Genomic DNA, 19,691 nt, shown 5'->3' with positions numbered 1-19,691 from the left:
CATGAAACCAACACTTTTTACCCGAGTTTTAGCGGGTATTTTATCAATCACTATGGCGTGCCTGCCCTTACATGGTGTGGCCGCTGATGTGCAGCGCCAATCCGGCCTAAGCGGACAACAAGAAGGTAAGCAATTGCTGCAAAGCTGGACGATGCCCGCACTCAATGGCAATACATTGTCGGTGCCGAATGGCAGTGGTAATGAGTCCATTAACTTGCAAGAGCTTTTCCCTGGTATGGATCAGGGCTCATTGGATGTCTTAACGGGCGTTTATGGCTCTGATGCCAGCATGAATCAAATGGGGACACAGCGCCAAGAGAGCATGGCATCCGAAAGTGGCGCTACGGGTGAGGCGTTTCGTTCGCTACAGCAAATCAAAGACAGGTCTCGGCCAGATATGGTCAATGATCCGCTTTGGGCATTAACTGATGCGGTTCAAACTGACCCAAATCTATTAACGCAAAGCTTCCCAGGCTGTGAGTCTCAAGGTGAAGGCAGCCCAAACTACCAGCAATGTGACAGGCTCAATACAGCGGTTAAAAGCTGCACTATTACTCACGATTACACGGCAGGCATTATTGAGCATGTTTCAGGACCGATGAACCTTCGCTCTTGTGGTGAGGGGTGTCTTGAAGTTTGGATAGGACGTATTGGTGACAACTACTGGAGTGGCAGTTGTAAAGTGTTTGAACAGGTCATCACACTCAAAGTCGTGAACCCTGATGCGATTACCTCAGCCGTTCTTGAGTACGCCAAATGGGATGACTACATGCAAGTGTGGCTTGGCGATCAGAAAGTCTGGTCTGGGCCGAACAATAACTTTCCACCAGAAACGGCAGGTCGCTGCGAGCTCAGTACCAGTTGGGAGCGCAATCCAAATACCGATCTCACTGCCAAGCTAAAAGCGGTAGAGCCCGGTTTAGAAGTGCCGATAAAAATTCGCGTATCGGTTACGGGTAGTGGTGAGGGGTATGCACGCATCAAGGTGCGCTTTGATCCAACCAAGGTGGTGATGAATGATAGTTGGTCGCCACAATCCTGTATCGAACAAGCAGCGGATATCCCAGCTAAGTTTTCAGACTACAGCATTCAATGCACGGATCAGCCTTCTTCAACCAACGGATGTACGGTGGTCAATGGTGTTTCAGTCTGTGAATCCTATTTTGCCCCAAGCCCAGTGGCTGGCATATCGCCTTTGTGTCGGCGTGTACAAGTTAGTGTGGATGATGAAAGCTATAAGGGGATTGAAAATCAGGCCTGCCAAGCGCTTGAAGCGAATCCTTCCTGTGGATTCATGTCGTCAGAATGTGCCGAGACCAATGATAAAGGTGAATGCATTCGTTTTACCGATACCTATGACTGTGGATTGCAAACCAGCGATCCAAAGTGCGTGGTATCCAATCTTATGCCGAGTAGTTTTGAGGCCTGTGAGCCTACTCAGACGATTACGCCATTTACTGAAACCAAGCATGTACCGGATTACCAGGTGTGCGAGAAGATCAGCACGCTTACTCAGTGTCAGTTAGAACGACGTATATCCGCCCAAACCCATCAACAAAGTTGGTCCATTGAGCGTGGTTGCTTTAGCTCCGAAACGCTCAGTTTTGTTCCACAGCGCAGCAGTACCATGCAAACTGGAAACGCGACGCTGAGAGTTTTTGATAATCAAAATACTGAGATAGAAATCACCGAGTCGCCAACTAAGGCAAATGGCTGGAAAACGACACTCTCACTGACGGGCAATAAGGAAACGGTGACTGAGACGAAACCGTCCATTAAATACCCTGAAATGACCTGTCCAAAAGGAACCTTAGTTGGTTCATTGTGTAAGGTCGTTAATGGGTCGATTATTTCGTGGCATGAACCTCAGGAAGTCACTCGTTCCAGATGTGAGTCTGGCTGGAACAAAGTCGATTTAGATACTTGCAGCCGAGAAGTTCAGAAGTGTTTGGCTCCTGCGAAACTGAGCGCTTCATTGGCCTTCTCTGGCAAATACTTAGAGCAAGACGTTGTTCATCAATCAAGTGATCTGGGCGTAGACCAATGCTTGATGCAAACTGATCAGTTTACTGCGGTGCAGTGGCAGTGTTTGGATACGGGCACAAAACGAATCGACGGGTTAACGGTTGGTAGTGGCGAGTTGGCTAAGCTTGGAAGCCTTTATCCGGCGGTTGTTTCGTCTCCTGCTCATTTAACCAGTCGCGGCAGTTCTGATGGACTGGGGCTCTCATGCTGGAGGGCAAGAGCGACCTACAATGCTTCGACTGCTCATCCAGAGTTCAACATGGGCAGCTCAGATAGCTGGGTAGATGCCAATGGTAATACACAAACCATCGTCAATAACGGACAAAACACAACCACCAATACGTGTGCCGCGCTAGAGCAAAACCCGGCCTGCCAGTACGTCAGAACCGAATGCACTGAAGGCGGGGCTGGTCATGAAGGCTTCTGCTATATCCAAAGTTTGGTGTATGACTGCGGACAAAGCGTCGAAGTGCAAAATGCACGAATGGAAACTCAATACAACTGTGAGGGGTCAGTTCGCTGTATGGGCACAGATTGTTTAGAGCCAGAGTCAATCAAGCGGGCTAACTTTGCAGAGGCCGCTGCGATGCTTAATGCGGCGCAGTTTATGACTAATGATATGTCATGCAGGGGCGCTGATGGCCAAGAGAACGTCGAGTGTACGGTCTTTAAAGGTAATGCTGGCCAGTGCAAAAAAGCCGTTGGCGGCATAGTCGATTGCTGTGAAAAGCCAAGTGGCGTGTCGTTATCGGATTACATCACGATGATAGTAGCGGTCAACAAGCTTGATACGGCAGTCATGGCCATGAATCCGTCTTCGGCAATCTATGGTTCGTGGAATACGCTCAGGGAACCAATCACCAGTACCTGGAGTGCGGTCAAAGAGCCTTTTGTGTCAGCATGGGACTCTCTCATGGGAGCTGGGCCATCAACGGCTGCTGGCGCGGGAGCGGAGCAAGCTGCGACTGGCTTCATGCAGGTGTTGACCAACAAAACGGCTGAATGGGTAGGTACGACCTTTGGTTCGGGGGCGCAATCGGCACTGTTTAGCAACGTTGGTGGCGCGGTTGGAGCCGATGGTGTCGTTTCGGGCGGCAACTTTGCGCTGGGTGGCGCTGCGGGCGCGGTTCTGAGTACGGTTATGACGGCCTACATGATTTATTCAGTCACCATGATCCTCATTCAGCTTATCTGGAAATGTGAGCAGAGTGAGTTTGAAATGAATGCCAAGCGGGTATTGAAGAGTTGCCACTATGTAGGTTCTTACTGCAAGTCTAAGTTCTTAGGTGCCTGTGTTGAGAAACGACAATCATATTGTTGCTTTACTTCGCCGCTTTCACGGATCATTCAAGAACAAGTTCGTCCGCAATTGGGACTTGGCTGGGGCAGTGCCAAGTCACCAAACTGTGAAGGTTTGACCGCGAGTCAGTTAAACCGGGTAGATTGGACTCAAGTCAATCTGGATGAATGGATAGGTATCTTGTCAATAACAGGCAACCTACCAGAAATACCGTCACTGGATTTGGAAAGACTCACTGGCTCAGGAAGTACGCTAAACGTTGATGGAAATCGTCAGAGTGCCGCAGACAGAGCCATTGACCGGCTAAACGGAATGGATGCCCAGAAATTACGCCAGGAGGCAACGGAAGAAATTTCGGGGAATAATTGAGCTCGTCCTTATAAAAAAGCTGCGCCAATAATGTTCCATATTGGTTACTTTAATGAGCAAAATGCGCCTTAAGGTAACCAATTTGGCACTTTGGGCCTCTTATGCTTTCTGTTCAGCGTGTGCGCAATTTGCTCTTATTTTTTACCATTTTCAGCCTTAGGAGGCTGCTGCAAAAAGGAAAAGCTGATAGTCTGGCACATATAAAATTTATGATAAAAGGAAAATTAATAATGCCTAATTTCGATCAAAACTTTGAAGCTACTCGTTTGTCTATGCTTTCAAAACAACACCCTGACATTGTGAAGGTGTCGGGTGAGGTGGTGTTTCGTGCGGAAGATGACGAAGACCGCCTAAGCGGAACATCTTGGACTCTTGAAGATGGCATTTTTGATCAGGTCACCGAATCAGGCTTCAAATTACACTTGCTTGAACTTCTGGATAATTTCATAGAATACCGAGGTCAATGTAACGAGCTGCCGAAAAAGGAAGGGATTGTGCGTTTTGGTGGTGGCACTTTAAATATTGAATGGCTACCTAATGGAACTACCCATCTATCCAAATGATGTTTTATAAGAACCAGCCTGAGTTTTCCTATGGATGATAAATATGTTTCAGAAATAGACTGTCTTGATAAGTTAATGGTTGCATGGTCAGAGGCATTCCCGAAGGATTGGTATTTCAACTACGATGGAGTGATTTCAACTGAGGACTGGGATAGTTGTGGTAAAAAAGTTTTGTTTGTTTTAAAGGAAACAAATGAAGCAAAGCAAAATATTGTCAACGCTATTAATAGAGCTATTGAGGTGAAGGCAAGTGGATGGTGGCGAGGAAAGGTTCTTCGTCGGGTGGGGCGTTGGGCTTACGGACTTCAAAAATATGATGGGGTTGTGCCGTCCCTGAGAGATGCCAAATTAAATGAAAAAATTGCCGTTAAGAGTATTGCATACATAAACATAAGGAAAACCTCGGGAAGTGCGCGAACCGACCAAAAATCGTTTGACGCCCATGCAAGAGAATTTGCCCCTTTTGTTAGAAGGCAAATTGAGTTGATTAACCCTGACATTGTTGTACTTTGCGGCACATATAATCAAGTTAAACGTTACGTATTCCCTGAGCTTAAAAAAGTTAGCGAACGAGTGCATGTTAATGACGGGGTTGTCTTCATCAATGCCTTCCATCCTGCCGCAAGAAAAAAGTCGGCAATGCTTTATCATCAGGTACTGGATAACTACCACGCTTACAAAAATCATATATAACCAATGCTTGAATAGTTATATGCAGCGCAAGCCTTGCGTCGTATCTTGAAAAAGCCCCTTCAAGAGGGGCTGTGTGATGGGAGCCGTTCGCTAGTTGGCGGGGGTATCTGTTTCCTCTTCAGTGATATCGTCATCGGTTAAAGGCACCGCTTGTTCAACCTCTGCTTCTTTACCCTTGGCTTGAGCTGATTTTCGTGCTCGAATTTCGATATCAATAATGCGTCGAGCCAGTTTGATGATGCGCTGTTGCCATGCGTAGTTACCATCAACACGTTGCTTGTTGCTAAGCACGCTAGATAACCAGAGTGTGTCCATTGAGATCATCAACGCATCGAGTTTGCGAACTAAGCCAACAAACTGGCCAACTTGGGGCGAGCTTATTTTGGCGTTGAAGGTAATTGGGTCGGTGTAGTCAGGTACTTCATCGATGCCGTTGGACTCCATTAGTTTGTCCAAACGAGCTTGTTCGCTGTCTACCGCCTTAGCGCAATCCTCGATCAACTGGCTAATGATCTGTTCCACTTCATCAATTTCGTTCTCATCGCCAATGATGCGCAGGATGACATCGATTCCGTAAAGCGCACTGACCGTCCGTCTAAAAACACGGTCAACGACACGTTGCGCCTGTAAGCTGTTAATTGTGAATGATTGTTCAAAGATGGGTTTTGAGTAATTGGGTTTTGCTTGGGCCATAAGATTTTGCTCCTGATATGACAATAATCAGTCCCTAGCCTAATCCTCTGTGCGGTAATGGCCTTTCAGCTAGGTGGAAGAATTGAGCATCTTTCTAACTATCCTGTCTGGATAAGACGGTTACACTGACTATCAAATATTGCTGATCTGTTTCAGTGATATCTGCGCCTGAGAGCATGAGCTCAAAGGAAGCCCGCCGCTGAGTTTTCTCAGTGGTACTAAGAGGTAGCTAGCCTCCTTAAACAAATAGCCTGCATGTTTTTACATGCTCAACCATGCGTTCCTTGCGGTTCGCCCTTTCACCACCCAACTGGGGGAGTTTTCCCCAGTTGGGGGTGACTCCTTCAAAACCAACATAAGGAGTCACCAATGGAATATATCTTCGGATTTATTATCCAAATCGCAGGCATTATGTTGCTTGCAAAACTGAGCTGGTCGCTTTTGCGATTGTTTGCTCGTCAAAGCGTGCGCCCGTTTCGATTTGTACTTACTCAAATCAAGCGATTGCTCACACCAACACCAAAACGTCGTCCAATGGCAGTGCCTAAAGCTCCTGGTATGCCCCGTTTGACATCTGCGTTTTACAAAGAGCCACATCAGTACGACATGGCTTTACTCGAAATACCAACCTATCTGCGTCGTCAGTCTTCTTTGCCCAGCCGGGCAGAAACGATTGTTTGCACAGAGTTCAATTAAGACGAGGAGAACATCATGAAAAACCAAGTAACACTCATAGGCTACGTTGGCTCTGAGCCAGAGACGCGAGCCTATCCATCAGGTGATTTGGTGACCAGCATTTCGCTGGCCACTTCTGAGAAATGGCGCGACCGTCAATCCAATGAGCTCAAAGAGCATACGGAATGGCATCGGGTTGTTTTTCGAGATCGTGGTGGATTTAAGTTAGGGCTAAGGGCAAAAGATTTGATCCAAAAAGGAGCGAAGCTTTTTGTTCAAGGGCCCCAGCGCACGCGCTCATGGGAGAAAGATGGCATTAAGCATCGATTGACCGAAGTGGACGCGGACGAGTTTCTGCTTCTTGATAGTGTGAATAAAGCATCTGAGCCATCACCGGCGGATGATGCGAGCTCCCAAACTAATTGGGCACAAACTTATCCTGAACCAGATTTTTAACCGAGCAAAAATGCTTTAACCCAGCCGGGAGTACTTTCCCGTCAGGGGCAGACTCCCACTTTGATTGTCGGAGTCCACAATGGAAAAACCAAAGCTAATCCAACGCTTTGCTGAGCGCTTTAGTGTCGATCCAAACAAACTGTTCGATACCCTAAAAGCAACAGCATTCAAGCAACGTGACGGTAGTGCACCTACCAATGAGCAGATGATGGCGCTCTTGGTGGTTGCAGATCAGTACGGCTTGAACCCTTTCACCAAAGAGATTTTTGCGTTCCCTGATAAACAAGCTGGGATTATTCCAGTGGTAGGTGTCGATGGATGGTCTCGCATCATCAATCAACACGACCAGTTTGATGGCATGGAGTTTAAGACTTCAGAAAACAAAGTCTCACTGGATGGCGCGAAAGAATGCCCGGAATGGATGGAATGCATCATCTACCGGCGCGACCGTTCGCACCCAGTCAAAATCACTGAATACCTGGATGAAGTCTATCGACCGCCTTTTGAAGGTAACGGCAAAAATGGCCCTTACCGTGTAGATGGTCCATGGCAGACGCACACTAAGCGAATGCTAAGACATAAATCCATGATCCAGTGTTCCCGCATTGCGTTTGGCTTTGTGGGAATTTTCGATCAAGACGAAGCGGAGCGAATTATCGAAGGCCAAGCAACACATGTTGTTGAGCCATCTGTGATTCCACCCGAGCAAGTTGATGATCGAACCCGAGGGCTTGTTTACAAGCTTATCGAGCGGGCGGAAGCTTCAAATGCTTGGAATAGTGCATTGGAATATGCCAATGAACATTTTCAAGGTGTTGAACTGACGTTTGCGAAACAAGAAATATTTAATGCACAGCAACAAGCAGCCAAAGCGCTCACACAGCCTTTAGCTTCTTAGCGCCACGCATTCATTCTACTAACCCTGTCGGGATTATTCTCCCGTCAGGGGGAAGGTCTCGTCTTTTTTTGGAGATCTTCCATGACTAAATCAGCCTCACTTTTTCGCTTGGTATTGGTTGTTGCCCTTGTCGTAGGTTCGATTCAAGCCGGTAAATCGGCAATTGATTCGGTTCAAGCAAGTGTTGTTCAGCACCAAACAGCGATAGCACAAGCTGCAAAGTAACCACTTAACCCTGAAGGGGAGTTCTCTCCTTCGGGGGAGTCTCCCCTCAAAGGAGGCAATATGAAGGTTATCGACCTATCACAACGTACTCCTGCATGGCACCAGTGGCGCATTGCAGGGGTTACGGCATCTGAAGCCCCAATTATTATGGGGCGTTCACCCTACAAAACACCTTGGCGATTATGGGCAGAAAAAACCGGATTCGTATTACCGGAAGACCTGTCGAATAATCCAAATGTGCTTCGTGGTATAAGGTTGGAGCCTCAAGCAAGGCGAGCATTTGAGAATGCGCATAATGACTTTCTTCTGCCGTTATGTGCAGAAGCCGATCATAACGCAATCTTTCGAGCCAGCTTTGATGGCATCAACGATGCGGGCGAACCCGTTGAACTGAAATGTCCTTGCCAGTCAGTTTTTGAGGATGTGCAAGCTCACCGAGAACAAAGCGAGGCGTACCAGTTGTATTGGGTGCAAGTACAGCATCAAATACTGGTCGCCAATAGCACGCGAGGTTGGTTGGTTTTCTATTTTGAGGATCAACTGATTGAGTTTGAAATACAGCGAGACGCGGCGTTCTTAACTGAGTTGCAAGAAACAGCGCTTCAGTTTTGGGAGTTAGTACAGACCAAAAAAGAGCCGTCAAAATGCCCTGAGCAAGATTGTTTTGTTCCCAAGGGTGAAGCCCAATACCGTTGGACATCGCTGTCTCGACAGTATTGCTCAGCACATGCCGAAGTGGTCCGACTGGAAAATCACATTAAATCTTTGAAAGAGGAAATGCGAGACGCCCAGTCAAAATTGGTCGCCATGATGGGTAACTACGCTCATGCCGACTATGCTGGGGTCAAACTCAGCCGCTACATGATGGCGGGCACGGTGGACTATAAGCAATTGGCCACCGATAAGTTAGGCGAGCTGGATGAACAGGTTTTAGCCGCTTACCGAAAAGCGCCACAAGAGCGGTTGCGCATTAGCACCAATAAGCCAGAGCAGCCCGTTGAAACACCAATCAAAATCAGTCTTGAGCAAGATAACTTGGTTCTGCCAGGTGACTCGCCGAGCTCATTTTACTTTTAACGTTCACTTGGAGCCGATTTCGGCTCCTTTCTCATGCGCTTACATCGAGTGCATCAGAAAGCAGTTTCACTCGTAGCCAATGCTGGGTACGAATGATAGAGCGAGCTGAACTCTTACATACACAGCCATACCACAATCAACACACCACCCGACGGGGACTTCATTCCCTGTTGGGGCATGGGGCCTCGTTAAAACTAATGAGGTTTACCATGACAGAACAATCCCCATTTTTGGTTCAAGTGAATCAAGCGTTTAATGTCCCGGCTCCTGATGCTTTCGTTCTGGAAGGATATGGTGCCGACACTACCCATCCAAACATTCCCGTTCGCAAGGACGAGTATGTTTTTAGAAAAGAAGACTTACGTGACGTATTGGCGTTCTTGTCTCACCCAGACGGTGACGGTTTGTATATTACAGGCCCCACGGGATGCGGTAAGACCTCGCTAATTTGCCAAGTTGCTTCTCGATTGAATTGGCCTGTTCAGCAAATTACTGCGCACGGTCGATTGGAGTTGTCCGATCTTATCGGTCACCACACACTGGTTAATGGCAACATGACCTTTGTGTATGGGCCGCTGGCACTGGCTGTCAAGCATGGCCATTTGCTGATCATTAATGAAATGGATCTTGCTGAGCCTGCTGAACTGGCTGGGCTCAATGACATTTTGGAAGGTGCCCCGTTGGTCATCGCACAAAATGGCGGTGAGATCATCATGCCACATGCCAAGTTTCGTTTTATCGCTACCGGCAACAGTGCGGGCAGCGGTGACCAAACGGGCTTGTATCAAGGTGTGCTCCAACAGAATTTGGCTTTTCTTGATCGCTTTAGAATCATCGAAGCGACCTATGCAGAGCCTTCTGTAGAGGAAGCCATTCTGGAGAACGTTGCGCCGGGCTTGCCAGAAGTCTTTCGCCAGAAAATGGTGAAAGTGGCTGGTGACATTCGTCGTCTCTTTATTGGGGGCGCGGATGGCGGTGCTGAGCTTAGTATCACCATGTCCACTAGGACCTTGGTGCGCTGGGCAAAGTTAACACTTGCTTTCAAAGGTGCTCCTAACGCAGTGGAGTATGCACTGGTTCGGTCTTTGACGGCTCGTGCTGAGTTGGAGCAACGTGAAGCTATTCACCGTATTGCCGCTGATGTCTTCGGTGACCACTGGGAGGATTGATGATGGAAAAGTGCTTTGCTCTTTACCGTTACAGTCATTCTGATGGGACAGCCAAAGAATGGGCCATTTACGTTGGATCAGACACCCAGGAGATTGAAGTTCGGTTTGGAAAAGCTGGTCAAATGTCGCAGCAGCGATTGATTGACTCGACTGATCCTAACGCTGAAGCAGACCGACGAATCAATGAGAAAATCAACAAGGGTTATCGATTTGTTGGACAAGTCGGCATTGATCATCAAGGGCGGCCATTTGAACTCTCAAATGCGCTAGATAGCGTCGCGTGCGCCAATAACGTCAGTTGGGAGTTTCGTACTCGCAAGGACGTCAATGGCCAAATCTCGCTGGCGCAAAAAGCGTTGTTCGATATGGCAAAGCTGCTTGAAGCCTATGGCTTGGCTGTTATTGATGATAACCAGGTCAGGATTGGAAAATGGTCATTAGGGTTTTGCAAAAGCGGATTACCTAGTACCAATCAAATCAGCATGGTGTCAGGTGAAGGCGCTGGCATTGTTAACACTGATGATGGCCCGTGGCCATTGTTGCTGTTACTGGCCTTTAAGCGTCAATTACCACCATTGTGTTCGCTCACAGTAGCGAGTCCTGAAGGGATAGAAGTATCCGACCAACTGAAGTTGGAAAAAGATGTATTGCGGTTGCTAGGCAGTGATTTAGAGCGGGTTCGCCCGATTGCTGAAGCACTGGACTTAATGCCTGCGAAAATCGATCTCAACCAATCGTCGCCTGATTCGCAAAATTACTATTTCTGATAGTGGTATTGCCATTAGCGCGTCAACTACTACCACCCAAACGGGGGCCATTGCTCCTGTTGGGAGTGGTGCGTCCCCATCTCGCATGAGGATGCACTATGAGTATTCAAACCCTCGACAAACTTTTGATTTGTCACATCGACTGTTCCATCTGGAGCGGTAGAAAAAAACTAAGGCCTGAAGATTTCAGATTAGCCAATGGCAGCCAACTTCCACCGAAGGATGTTGCCAGCTTAGGGAGTAAAAAAATTTGCGACCCAGAGGCATTGGCGAACTTTGAACGGCTTAAAAAAGAAGCGCAGCGCTTGTGTGAGCAAGTCGGTGTGCGGTTTTTAGGTGGCTATGCCGTCCCTGAAGACCGAATTGATCAGATTGTTCCAGAGCTTGACCGGATCGGTCAGGAGTTTGCGCAGTGTAAGCAGTTGTTCTTGGACAACTATGATCAGGTGACGTTTGACTGGGTTGCGAAACACCCGGAATTTGCAGATGCAATCCGGCGTGCGCTGTCACCCATCGAAGACGTGGAACAACGGCTTCAGTTCGATTATGCCATCTATCGAATGCAACCGGCTGAACAAGCTGGAGGCTTAGATGACAAGGTCAATGGTATGGGACACACCCTCTTTAGGGAGGTGGCTCGTGATGCCAATGAACTGTTTGAGCGTTCCGTTGCAGGCAAGAATCAAATCAGTCAGCGAGCCCTTAATCCGCTCAAGCGATTAAGAGACAAGTTGGATGGTTTGTCCTTCCTGGATCATCGAGTTCAGCCGATGGTTGAAGCGATGGACAATTTATTTGTTCGTCTGCCGAAGACCGGCCCTGTGACAGACAATCTCTATCACGAACTGATGGCGACCATTTTAATTTTGTCTGATCCAGACAAGATGAGAATGCACGGTGAAGGTCAATTGGATATCAGACAACTGATGCCCAAACCTGAACCTAAACCCGCACAGCCAGTATCTGCTCAGGCAGATAACTTACGTGCAATACCACAACCAACCGTCAGACCAAACCTTGGTTCGACTGTACCAAACTCGTTTTATTTCTAACGTCCTTGAGGGCATGTTGCCCTTAAGGGCGCATGTCCTCTGAACTATGTAAGAGGAAATTATGCAATCAACCATCCATAACCCCAGCCAACTGAACCAGTTTGAACCGCATTTTCGTGGTGTGACTGATGCGGTTGAAAGTGAATCGATACCAGAAGTGGCGTGTTGTCGAACGTTAGTACAACGATCGTACTCAACACATAGTGTCGTGATCCCCAAGAACCCTGTATTGATCGCAGATGCGGACGGGCAAGGTGTTTGGGTAACGGCCATGGTGTTTGTTCCAAACATGGCATTGCAGCAAACCGCTTTTGAGCGGGCCTGGCTGCAATATCAACACGAGGTGTCTACTCAGTTACAAGACCAGTACGGTCTGACATTGGATGACATCCTGAGTTTAGACCAGCTTAAAACGTCATTTGAGCAGCACGAGAGTCCAGCTCAATTGGTGGCTTGGTTAGGTCAAAAATACGACCTGGATAAGCTAAAAGCACAGGTTTAAACACTTACATTCCCAGCGGGGAAACGCTCCCGCTGAGGGAGTATTCCCCCTAATGATTAGGAGACTCCCATGAATCATCCATTAAAAAACGCACTGCCAATCGTTGCCGCCGCTTATGGCGAAAAGTTTGGTGTGAAGGTGCTTATTCAAGGACAAGATGCGTTTACCGATGGTGAGCGGATTGTGATCCCAACAGCAAACCCAGACGACCCACACTATCAACAGATAGCTTGGGGTTATCTGGCTCATGAAGCGGCGCATATTCGGCATACCAATTTTGACATGGTGCAGAAGGCGTCGTCCAAGCCGATCCGTAAGGCACTTCTCAATATCATTGAGGACGTTCGCATTGAAAACGAATTGGCAAAGGATTACCCCGGAACCCGGCGCAGTATTTCGCAAGTGATTGAGTACATGGTGGACACACAGCAAATGAGTGTACCTGAACAGCTTGAGCCTGCATCTAACTTGCAAGCATGGTTGTTGTTCCGCTTGAGATGCCATTTTCTGGGTCAGAAATCGCTGACGCCTTTGTATCAAGCTGTTGATGAAAGAGTGAGACAACTCTTTCCTGCCGCAGCGATGAGCCGGTTAAGCGCCATGCTGACAGCAGTGCCTAGCCTGGCATCTACAGGTGAAGTGCTGAAACTTGTCGATGCCATCGTTGCCATGTTGGAAGAAGAATCTCGTCCACCACAGGATGATTCTGATGTTGATGGCGGTGATGACATTGGACAAGATGCGAGTAATGACAGCAATAGCAGTAGTGACAGTCAAACCCCGGAAACAGGTTCGTCTGCAACAGGGGATGCTGGTGAAACGAGTGATTCTGATAACTCTGATCAAGCTGACAATTTGCGACAAGCCTTAGAGGCCAGTGCCGCTCAGTTTGAACCCGATACCTTTGCCCAAGTGGCAGAAGTGTTGTCGGAACAAGCAGAAGGACATCAGGGCGTCACTCCGCTCAGTTTGCCCCAAGCAGAGCAAGCTATGTTGGGTGATGAGGCCATTTTGACCTTATCGGCGTCTGAGTCCGCTCAAATTCGAGCCAGGCTTAGGGGCATGGTTCAGTCCAGTCAGGACAATCGGAATCATGCCAAACGGCACGGTCTTCGAGTTGCAACCCATCGTCTTGCCGCCTCACAAGCAGGTGAATCGAGATTGTTTATTCAAAGGCAGCCGCGCATTGCGCCTAATGCTGCTGTGCACTTGCTTGTCGATATATCGGGCTCAATGGGTAAGCCCATTGGCGAAGGTAATCGCAAGTACTTTCATGTTGCCAATGAAGCTGCTTTGGCTTTGGCCATGGCATTGGAAGGTATACCGGGTGTTGTACCTGCGGTCAGTTATTTTCCTGGTATTCATCAGGAAGTATCTATCGCGTTATTGCCCAAGCAATCGGTTCGACATCGGGCCGCCTGTTTTGACCAAAAACCACGAGGTTGTACGCCTATGGCACAAGCTATGTGGTTTGCGGCAAACAGTTTGTTGGCACAAAAACAGAAGCGAAAGCTAATGATAGTGCTAACCGATGGTGACCCAGATGACTGGGCTGCTACACATGACATTGTTGACCGTTGCAGACGAAGTGGCTTTGAGCTGCTGGGGATCGGGATTCAAACACGCAGTGTTGAGAAATTCTTTCCTCAAAGCATCGTGATTAACGACGTCAAAGATCTGAAGCGTGAGTTATTCGAAGTAACACAACAACTGTTAGTTCAGTAACCACATCAACTTTACCACCCTGCGGGGACGATTCCGTCCCCGTCAGGGCATGGGTTCGTCTCCGCTTTTTTTTGGAGACTCCTATGAAAAACAGAAAGTTCTTAGCTGGCGAAGAAGCCGGTACTTATATCGTTCCTGAGCAAGTGACCGAAGCGGATATCTTAGATATGGCGCTTAAGCTTGCCCGTGGTCGATTGAGTAAAGGTCGCAAAATTGAACAGCCATCGTCGGCGTTCTCATACCTGCAAACACTGATGCACGAGTATGAGCACGAGGTTTTTGGTGTGCTGTTTCTTGATACAAAGCATCGCGTCATTCGATTTGAAGAGCTGTTCAAAGGCACTTTAGATGCAGCGAGCGTGTATCCAAGGGAAGTAACAAAGCGGGCGTTGGAACTTAATGCGGCAGCAGTGATACTGGTTCATAACCATCCATCGGGTGATCCTGAACCCAGTGAAGCTGATAAACGCATCACTCATCGACTTCGTGACGCCTTGTCACTTGTTGATATTCGAACGCTTGACCATGTCGTGGTCGCATCCGAGGGCTGCGTTTCGCTTGCCGAACGCGGTTATCTGTAATGAATGGGCGTATTGCCCATTCTCCTACATCACAAAAGCAGTCCCATCAGCACACATCAGCACAGCTTGAATTTCTATTTGAGTTTGATGATGCCCCTGTCACTTGGTCTGACACGGAAATCTGGCAGTTACGCGAAGGCATTCTATTGGATGCGATCCGTGTGTTGCTGGACGGTCGTGTCAGTACTCGGTTGCGCAAGGATGTGTTGTCGTGGATTCAAAATGACGAATTAGCGCCATTTTGCTTTCGTGTTTGCGCAATGGCTGCGGTTGTCGATCCTGATGTGCTTCGTGATTCCATCATGTGGCTATTAAGACGACATGGTATCCGGCTTGACTAACGCTCCTGCATTAACCGAACGGCTAATGCAGGACCTAAGCTGACTTTTACCTCCTGTGGTAGGAGTCGGCATTTTACTTAAGGAGGTTATATGGCGTTACCTTTACAAATTGACACAGTAAGGCCATATCTCAATGGCCAATGGCTTCAAGTCTTGGCGGCATTGGTGCCAGAACTTGATGCCGCTATTGCTCGAAAAGGCCGTCATGTGGCTTGCCCTGTTCATGGCGGTCGTGATGGCTTTAGGCTGTTCAAAGATGCTGAATATACCGGTGGTGGCGTTTGTAATACCTGCGGTATCTTTCATGATGGCTTTGAACTGTTGTCTTGGATTAATGGATGGAACTTTGCTCAGTCTATTGAAGCAATCGGCCAAGTTCTAGGTATTCAACCCGGACAAGTACCAACTCGGGCAGTACCGAGTAACGCGGTTGACTGGAAGACTAAAAAGCAGGACGAGGACAAAGCGATTATCCATCGCTTGAATCAAACCTGGGGAGAAACGTTATCCCTTGTAGATACTCGTGCGCAACCGGTTTGGAACTACTTGCATCGTCGTGGCATTGTTGCGCGGCTTCGTCCTGAATGGGATTCGGTGCTGAGGTTTCATCCTAACTTGCCTTACCATGATGAAGATGGCCTGTTTATCGATAGCTACCCAGCGCTGCTAGGTAAAATCGTTACTCGACAAGGGCGTTCGGCTACGTTTCATCGGATCTACCTAAGTGAAGATGGATTCAAAGCGCCGGTTGAAAAGCCTAAAAAGATGATGCCGATACCCAGTGACAGAACAATCACTGGTGGTGCCATTCCTATAGGTGAGCCTGGTGAGGTATTAGGTGTGTCTGAAGGTATCGAAACAGCTTTAGCGGTTACCAGAGCTACGGGGCAAACATGTTGGTCGGTTGTGAACGCAACCCTACTGGCTAGGTTTGAACCGCCAAGTAATGTGAAAATGCTGTACATCTGGGCAGATCACGATCTCTCTGAGACCGGCCTGAATGCAGCGAATGAACTCAAGAAAAAAGCCTGGCAAAAAGGCATTCTGACACAAGTCCTGATCCCCCCGATACCAACGTCACTCGGCGTGAAAAGTTGGGATTGGAATGATGTGCTGAATGTTTACGGTGCCATGGGCTTTCCGAAAGTTCATATCTGATCCAAGGGGCTTCGGTCCCTTTTTTTGCGCCTTGCATATTTGAAAAAACATGGAGAATGAAAAATAGATAACCAATAGGAGAAACAAACATGATGGTATTAACCCTGTTAACAAAGCAGATTGATGGTGAGTTTACGGTTTACTGGAAGACCGGCCTTCGAAGAGGAGGTGAACTAAAGGTCGATTTAGGTGAGCAATACGACAAGCTAGCTGAGCAGCAAAAGCCAATTGCAGCTGAGCTCTATGCGATTCATCACCTACTGTCAGTGAAAGAGGTGATGGGGAGTAACCGAAGCGGCAATGGGCTTCAAATCCGAGTCAGTAAAGGAGCTATCAAAAAGTTACAGAAACAACGCTCAACTCAGCATTCACTTTACAGCCTGACTAGGTTTTTACTCACTCGATACCAGGAAGCACAGATCTCGGTAGAGAAGCAGGACGATTGGCTCTCACATTCCTTCGAAGAATACAGCGTCGATAATGCTACAGTGAGAGAAATCGATGAGGTCATCAACGTTCCGAACATTGGACCTGTCGTGGTGACTCGTCATGCACTGGAACGGTTTGTGGAACGGCTTTCTAATGGAGAGCCCAAGCATCCTTGGAAGGCTTTGTGCACAAAGCTACTTTGCTCGGGGCTAACTAAAGCCCTGTTACCAGAAAGCGTCGCAATCCAAAAAGCCAAAAAATATGCACAAGAGGCCGAGTTCTGGCAGCATCTTGGTAGCAAAATGCACTTTGTTATGATTCCGAGTGACTCAATGAAGACGTTGGTTACGGTTTTTGCAGTAAAGTGAGTTAATGTAGTATTCGCATTTATGAATATTACTTATGTGAAAATTGCAGTCAATTCCATTTGCAAACCTTAATGGCCGCTTTAAAATCCAAAGCGGTCAATACTCCCTGCCAATGTTAAATGAGTTAACTCTTTTTCACCTGCTCAATCATCTTAGCTGAATATGCTATTAAAGCGTATTTTGTTGCGACAATACTGTTTGATTCCGCCCTTTGTTCTTTGCCTCATAAAGCGCGCTATCTGCTTGATGGATAAACATTTCCATAACTATTTCGATAGTATTGGCACTCCTTTTATTTACCGGCAAGGCTGATATCCCTAAACTTATCGTCCATTTTACAATTTCTCCTGCATCACTAGTCACGTATACATCCTCGACGTGCTTTCGAATCCTCTCTGCAAGATTTTTCGCATCAGTTATATTGGTATCAGGTAAGATAATTGCGAACTCTTCTCCTCCAAGCCTAGCAACAAGGTCAGTAGCTCTTGACTGGTTTACACATAAATCTGCAAGCGCGCAAATAACGCGATCTCCTGTAGGGTGACCAAAAGTATCATTGATGCGTTTAAAATGGTCTATATCGAGTAAGATTAGAGCGCATTCAACGCTCGAGCGAGCACTCCGAGTTGTCTCTGATTTAAGTTGGTTATCAAAGTGACGCCGGTTTGCAACACCAGTTAACGGATCTGTTTGGGAGGACTTCTCTAAAGCGAGTTGAAGGTTGTAACGATGATAATAACTCCATGAAAAAACAAGCATAATTAATAAAGCTGAAACGCTCGATTGCACTGAGATCTGGAAATAAACGTTTTGTATCAGCTCATCTAGCACGCCATGGTTTTCGGATAGAACAACAAAGGAAAAAGCAACAGTAAGAAATAAAATCTGAATGTAGATTGAGAAGCCGATGAGAACAAAAAAGATAAAAAAGGGATAGAGTGCAACATTACTCACTGTTGTCACTAATTCTTCGCCAGAATGCTCTATTATTTTTATGCCGAGATACGCAGAAAAAACTAGGGTTATTAAAATTGTTGCCGTAGATAATTTCAAACTGCTTGATTTTAAGATAATCCAAGCAGGTATCACTAATAGAAGAAAGTAAAGTCTCAGCTGAAACAACTCACTTCTTATTTCAGGATGTGATTTGTAGTCAAAAATACCTTCGGCAAGCCCCAAAGGAATGAGTGTCAGTAAAATCGCAGCTGTATATAACCGATAGTCGTTAAATTTTTTGTTTAAATAATCACTACTAAGTTCAAGCTTGCTCAACTGTATTATGGCGGTCAAAGTACTCTCATTTTTATGAAACATCATTTATATCCATACTTCAGTGAGGGGGGCGTTCGTGATAAGTGTGTTCATTTTGATTTAACAGATTTTACTAGCCTGTGCTAACAGTTTAGCCTATATAGTTGAGATAGGTATGGGGATGTGCCTGAATTTGGCTGTGCCTGAATTTGGCGAGGAGTGAAGTTACCCATTATTAGTATGGGTAACTTACTAAGTAACTATAGCCAGCGACAGGTCTGACTACCAGAAAGCTCATGTTTCGACACCATTACGTAAAGGGGAGCTGTTTTCCTTCTCCTACTTGGGTAATCCCCAATGATGCCAAAAATCCAAATAGTAACGAACAAACCAGCAGTGACAAGGTAAACCAAAACATAACAACCTTTCTGCTAGCCCCCATGGCAATTGCGAATGCTCCAGCGGCATGGATACCAATCAAAAATGGCCCCAAAAAAGCCAAGCCTGGAACACCAAATTTTTCCATAATTACATGTTTACGATCCATTATGTCGGGGGCAGCTTGCTCAGTTTCGGGTTTATTTCGCCAACGCTTCATAAATAACTTAACTTTTTCACTGGCATAAATTATGGGTAACAGCGAAAGCAAATTTCCGAAAAAGCCTGCAAGTGCAGACGGAAACCATGGTAACCCAGCAATAACACCCAATGGGACGGCAATCCAAACTTCGAGCACCGGAATTGCCGCCCCCACAAAGACACTGATATAGAGTAATAAGTCATTCATTTAGATTGCCCTTGCTGCTTTTTTTGTGAAGAACAAAACATATAAGCTTGGCACAACGATAAAGGATGCAATGGTGCCTGAAATAAGGCCGCCCATTAACACAACGTTAAACGAGCGCCATAGCGGATCATTGGCGATAAGCAAAGGAAGCAGCCCTAAAATAGTGGTTATTTGTGTCAACATAATAGGGCGAAACCGTTGCATTAAAGCTGATTTGAGTGATTCAAGTTCAGATTTTCCTGCGTCTTTCTCGATATCAATTTGTTCGATAATTAGCATCGCATTCGACACAATAATGCCTATCAGGGCGAATATCGCTAAATTCGCCATAAAATCGAAAGGCAGCCTGAAAATGATCAGTGCTAAAAGTAACCCAATGGCACAGAAGGGTATACTTAGTACAATGATCGCCACCTTACGAAACGAGTTGTACTTGTGGATGAATAAAATGATCATCATAAGTACACAAAGTGGTAGGAAAGCAAAAATAGCTTCTGCGGTGACCTCGCTCTCCTCAATCTCTCCGCCAAACTCGATTTGCACTTTGCCGGTATTGCGAACCTGCTCCAACGTTTCTGCTATGTTGG

At 46.9% G+C, this 19,691-nt stretch carries 21 protein-coding genes; 17 read left to right on the top strand and 4 right to left on the bottom strand.

All coding sequences use genetic code 11. From position 1 onward, the window contains the following. Position 1 precedes the first annotated feature (1 nt). The 3 genes from traN (at position 2) to NH454_RS18480 (ending at position 4,950) form a co-directional block, all read left to right on the top strand. On the top strand, positions 2-3,694 hold the full coding sequence (gene traN, locus NH454_RS18490) for a conjugal transfer protein TraN (RefSeq protein WP_253039919.1): 3,693 nt from the start codon (positions 2-4) through the stop codon (positions 3,692-3,694). A 101-nt stretch (positions 3,695-3,795) separates the two neighbouring features. Further along, positions 3,796-4,257 carry a hypothetical protein gene (locus NH454_RS18485; protein ID WP_249335091.1) on the top strand — a complete coding sequence of 154 codons (462 nt, stop codon included), beginning with the start codon at positions 3,796-3,798 and terminating at the stop codon, positions 4,255-4,257. A 30-nt stretch (positions 4,258-4,287) separates the two neighbouring features. After that, positions 4,288-4,950 carry a hypothetical protein gene (locus tag NH454_RS18480; protein WP_153644092.1) on the top strand — a complete coding sequence of 221 codons (663 nt, stop codon included), beginning with the start codon at positions 4,288-4,290 and terminating at the stop codon, positions 4,948-4,950. Positions 4,951-5,040: 90 nt separating this feature from the next. Here NH454_RS18480 and NH454_RS18475 read toward each other — a convergent pair whose 3' ends face one another. Beyond that, on the bottom strand, positions 5,041-5,643 hold the full coding sequence (locus NH454_RS18475) for a hypothetical protein (protein WP_012368370.1): 603 nt from the start codon (positions 5,641-5,643) through the stop codon (positions 5,041-5,043). 369 nt (positions 5,644-6,012) lie between these two features. Here NH454_RS18475 and NH454_RS18470 point away from each other — a divergent pair, with 369 nt between their 5' ends. From NH454_RS18470 to NH454_RS18405, 14 genes are all read left to right on the top strand, one after another. After that, complete coding sequence (locus tag NH454_RS18470; protein WP_022609746.1) at positions 6,013-6,339, top strand: hypothetical protein; 327 nt, start codon at positions 6,013-6,015, stop codon at positions 6,337-6,339. A 15-nt stretch (positions 6,340-6,354) separates the two neighbouring features. Then, complete coding sequence (gene ssb, locus NH454_RS18465; protein WP_008305489.1) at positions 6,355-6,774, top strand: single-stranded DNA-binding protein; 420 nt, start codon at positions 6,355-6,357, stop codon at positions 6,772-6,774. Between the two features lie 79 nt (positions 6,775-6,853). Beyond that, on the top strand, positions 6,854-7,672 hold the full coding sequence (gene bet, locus NH454_RS18460; RefSeq protein WP_000414662.1) for a phage recombination protein Bet: 819 nt from the start codon (positions 6,854-6,856) through the stop codon (positions 7,670-7,672). Between the two features lie 81 nt (positions 7,673-7,753). Next, positions 7,754-7,897: a hypothetical protein gene (locus tag NH454_RS18455; protein WP_175080739.1), complete on the top strand. Its 144-nt coding sequence runs from the start codon at positions 7,754-7,756 to the stop codon at positions 7,895-7,897. 60 nt (positions 7,898-7,957) lie between these two features. Then, positions 7,958-8,974 carry a lambda-exonuclease family protein gene (locus tag NH454_RS18450; RefSeq protein WP_067206279.1) on the top strand — a complete coding sequence of 339 codons (1,017 nt, stop codon included), beginning with the start codon at positions 7,958-7,960 and terminating at the stop codon, positions 8,972-8,974. A gap of 209 nt (positions 8,975-9,183) precedes the next feature. Continuing rightward, positions 9,184-10,143: an AAA family ATPase gene (locus tag NH454_RS18445; RefSeq protein WP_067206276.1), complete on the top strand. Its 960-nt coding sequence runs from the start codon at positions 9,184-9,186 to the stop codon at positions 10,141-10,143. Beyond that, on the top strand, positions 10,143-10,910 hold the full coding sequence (locus NH454_RS18440; protein ID WP_067206273.1) for a hypothetical protein: 768 nt from the start codon (positions 10,143-10,145) through the stop codon (positions 10,908-10,910). The genes NH454_RS18445 and NH454_RS18440 overlap by 1 nt, the downstream gene beginning before the upstream one ends. Before the next feature lie 98 nt (positions 10,911-11,008). Beyond that, positions 11,009-11,962 carry a DUF3150 domain-containing protein gene (locus NH454_RS18435; protein ID WP_000027441.1) on the top strand — a complete coding sequence of 318 codons (954 nt, stop codon included), beginning with the start codon at positions 11,009-11,011 and terminating at the stop codon, positions 11,960-11,962. Positions 11,963-12,023: 61 nt separating this feature from the next. Next, entirely contained in the window at positions 12,024-12,464 is a 441-nt protein-coding gene (locus NH454_RS18430) for a hypothetical protein (protein ID WP_022609751.1), read from the top strand. Positions 12,465-12,533: 69 nt separating this feature from the next. Next, positions 12,534-14,189, top strand: coding sequence for a VWA domain-containing protein (locus NH454_RS18425; RefSeq protein ID WP_253039917.1), 1,656 nt, complete (start codon positions 12,534-12,536; stop codon positions 14,187-14,189). Positions 14,190-14,272: 83 nt separating this feature from the next. Next, complete coding sequence (radC, locus tag NH454_RS18420; protein WP_000797298.1) at positions 14,273-14,770, top strand: DNA repair protein RadC; 498 nt, start codon at positions 14,273-14,275, stop codon at positions 14,768-14,770. Next, the gene (locus NH454_RS18415) at positions 14,770-15,111 is read left to right on the top strand and encodes a hypothetical protein (protein ID WP_028867962.1); all 342 of its coding nucleotides are present in this window, start codon (positions 14,770-14,772) and stop codon (positions 15,109-15,111) included. Before radC ends, NH454_RS18415 begins: the two co-directional genes overlap by 1 nt. Before the next feature lie 90 nt (positions 15,112-15,201). Then, positions 15,202-16,269, top strand: coding sequence for a primase-helicase zinc-binding domain-containing protein (locus NH454_RS18410; RefSeq protein ID WP_028867963.1), 1,068 nt, complete (start codon positions 15,202-15,204; stop codon positions 16,267-16,269). An 89-nt stretch (positions 16,270-16,358) separates the two neighbouring features. Continuing rightward, on the top strand, positions 16,359-17,066 hold the full coding sequence (locus NH454_RS18405) for a hypothetical protein (protein WP_028867964.1): 708 nt from the start codon (positions 16,359-16,361) through the stop codon (positions 17,064-17,066). A gap of 168 nt (positions 17,067-17,234) precedes the next feature. Here the strand turns inward: NH454_RS18405 and NH454_RS18400 are convergent, their stop codons facing one another. The 3 genes from NH454_RS18400 to NH454_RS18390 all read right to left on the bottom strand — a co-directional run. Continuing rightward, on the bottom strand, positions 17,235-18,383 hold the full coding sequence (locus NH454_RS18400; protein WP_028867965.1) for a GGDEF domain-containing protein: 1,149 nt from the start codon (positions 18,381-18,383) through the stop codon (positions 17,235-17,237). A 244-nt stretch (positions 18,384-18,627) separates the two neighbouring features. Continuing rightward, on the bottom strand, positions 18,628-19,104 hold the full coding sequence (locus NH454_RS18395) for a small multi-drug export protein (RefSeq protein WP_028867966.1): 477 nt from the start codon (positions 19,102-19,104) through the stop codon (positions 18,628-18,630). Beyond that, positions 19,105-19,691 (bottom strand): efflux RND transporter permease subunit (locus NH454_RS18390; RefSeq protein ID WP_253039915.1); only part of this gene is annotated, 587 nt, incomplete at its 5' end.

Source organism: Pseudoalteromonas sp. Ps84H-4, assembly GCF_024124645.1.
GTDB classification, from domain to species: domain Bacteria; phylum Pseudomonadota; class Gammaproteobacteria; order Enterobacterales; family Alteromonadaceae; genus Pseudoalteromonas; species Pseudoalteromonas lipolytica_C.
Note: the sequence above shows the minus strand (reverse complement) of the source record. Positions and strands in the feature narration are given on the sequence as shown.

What these genes read in the sequence shown, in the direction of transcription:
- traN (WP_253039919.1), top strand. Translation starts at nt 2, where the DNA reads ATGAAACCAACACTTTTTACCCGAGTTTTAGCGGGTATTTTATCAATC.
- NH454_RS18435 (WP_000027441.1), top strand. Translation starts at nt 11,009, where the DNA reads ATGAGTATTCAAACCCTCGACAAACTTTTGATTTGTCACATCGACTGT.
- NH454_RS18450 (WP_067206279.1), top strand. Translation starts at nt 7,958, where the DNA reads ATGAAGGTTATCGACCTATCACAACGTACTCCTGCATGGCACCAGTGG.
- NH454_RS18440 (WP_067206273.1), top strand. Translation starts at nt 10,143, where the DNA reads ATGATGGAAAAGTGCTTTGCTCTTTACCGTTACAGTCATTCTGATGGG.
- NH454_RS18405 (WP_028867964.1), top strand. Translation starts at nt 16,359, where the DNA reads ATGATGGTATTAACCCTGTTAACAAAGCAGATTGATGGTGAGTTTACG.
- NH454_RS18485 (WP_249335091.1), top strand. Translation starts at nt 3,796, where the DNA reads ATGCTTTCTGTTCAGCGTGTGCGCAATTTGCTCTTATTTTTTACCATT.
- NH454_RS18425 (WP_253039917.1), top strand. Translation starts at nt 12,534, where the DNA reads ATGAATCATCCATTAAAAAACGCACTGCCAATCGTTGCCGCCGCTTAT.
- NH454_RS18415 (WP_028867962.1), top strand. Translation starts at nt 14,770, where the DNA reads ATGAATGGGCGTATTGCCCATTCTCCTACATCACAAAAGCAGTCCCAT.
- NH454_RS18430 (WP_022609751.1), top strand. Translation starts at nt 12,024, where the DNA reads ATGCAATCAACCATCCATAACCCCAGCCAACTGAACCAGTTTGAACCG.
- NH454_RS18455 (WP_175080739.1), top strand. Translation starts at nt 7,754, where the DNA reads ATGACTAAATCAGCCTCACTTTTTCGCTTGGTATTGGTTGTTGCCCTT.
- NH454_RS18470 (WP_022609746.1), top strand. Translation starts at nt 6,013, where the DNA reads ATGGAATATATCTTCGGATTTATTATCCAAATCGCAGGCATTATGTTG.
- NH454_RS18400 (WP_028867965.1), bottom strand. Translation starts at nt 18,383, where the DNA reads ATGATGTTTCATAAAAATGAGAGTACTTTGACCGCCATAATACAGTTG.
- NH454_RS18395 (WP_028867966.1), bottom strand. Translation starts at nt 19,104, where the DNA reads ATGAATGACTTATTACTCTATATCAGTGTCTTTGTGGGGGCGGCAATT.
- bet (WP_000414662.1), top strand. Translation starts at nt 6,854, where the DNA reads ATGGAAAAACCAAAGCTAATCCAACGCTTTGCTGAGCGCTTTAGTGTC.
- radC (WP_000797298.1), top strand. Translation starts at nt 14,273, where the DNA reads ATGAAAAACAGAAAGTTCTTAGCTGGCGAAGAAGCCGGTACTTATATC.
- NH454_RS18410 (WP_028867963.1), top strand. Translation starts at nt 15,202, where the DNA reads ATGGCGTTACCTTTACAAATTGACACAGTAAGGCCATATCTCAATGGC.
- NH454_RS18475 (WP_012368370.1), bottom strand. Translation starts at nt 5,643, where the DNA reads ATGGCCCAAGCAAAACCCAATTACTCAAAACCCATCTTTGAACAATCA.
- NH454_RS18480 (WP_153644092.1), top strand. Translation starts at nt 4,288, where the DNA reads ATGGATGATAAATATGTTTCAGAAATAGACTGTCTTGATAAGTTAATG.
- ssb (WP_008305489.1), top strand. Translation starts at nt 6,355, where the DNA reads ATGAAAAACCAAGTAACACTCATAGGCTACGTTGGCTCTGAGCCAGAG.
- NH454_RS18445 (WP_067206276.1), top strand. Translation starts at nt 9,184, where the DNA reads ATGACAGAACAATCCCCATTTTTGGTTCAAGTGAATCAAGCGTTTAAT.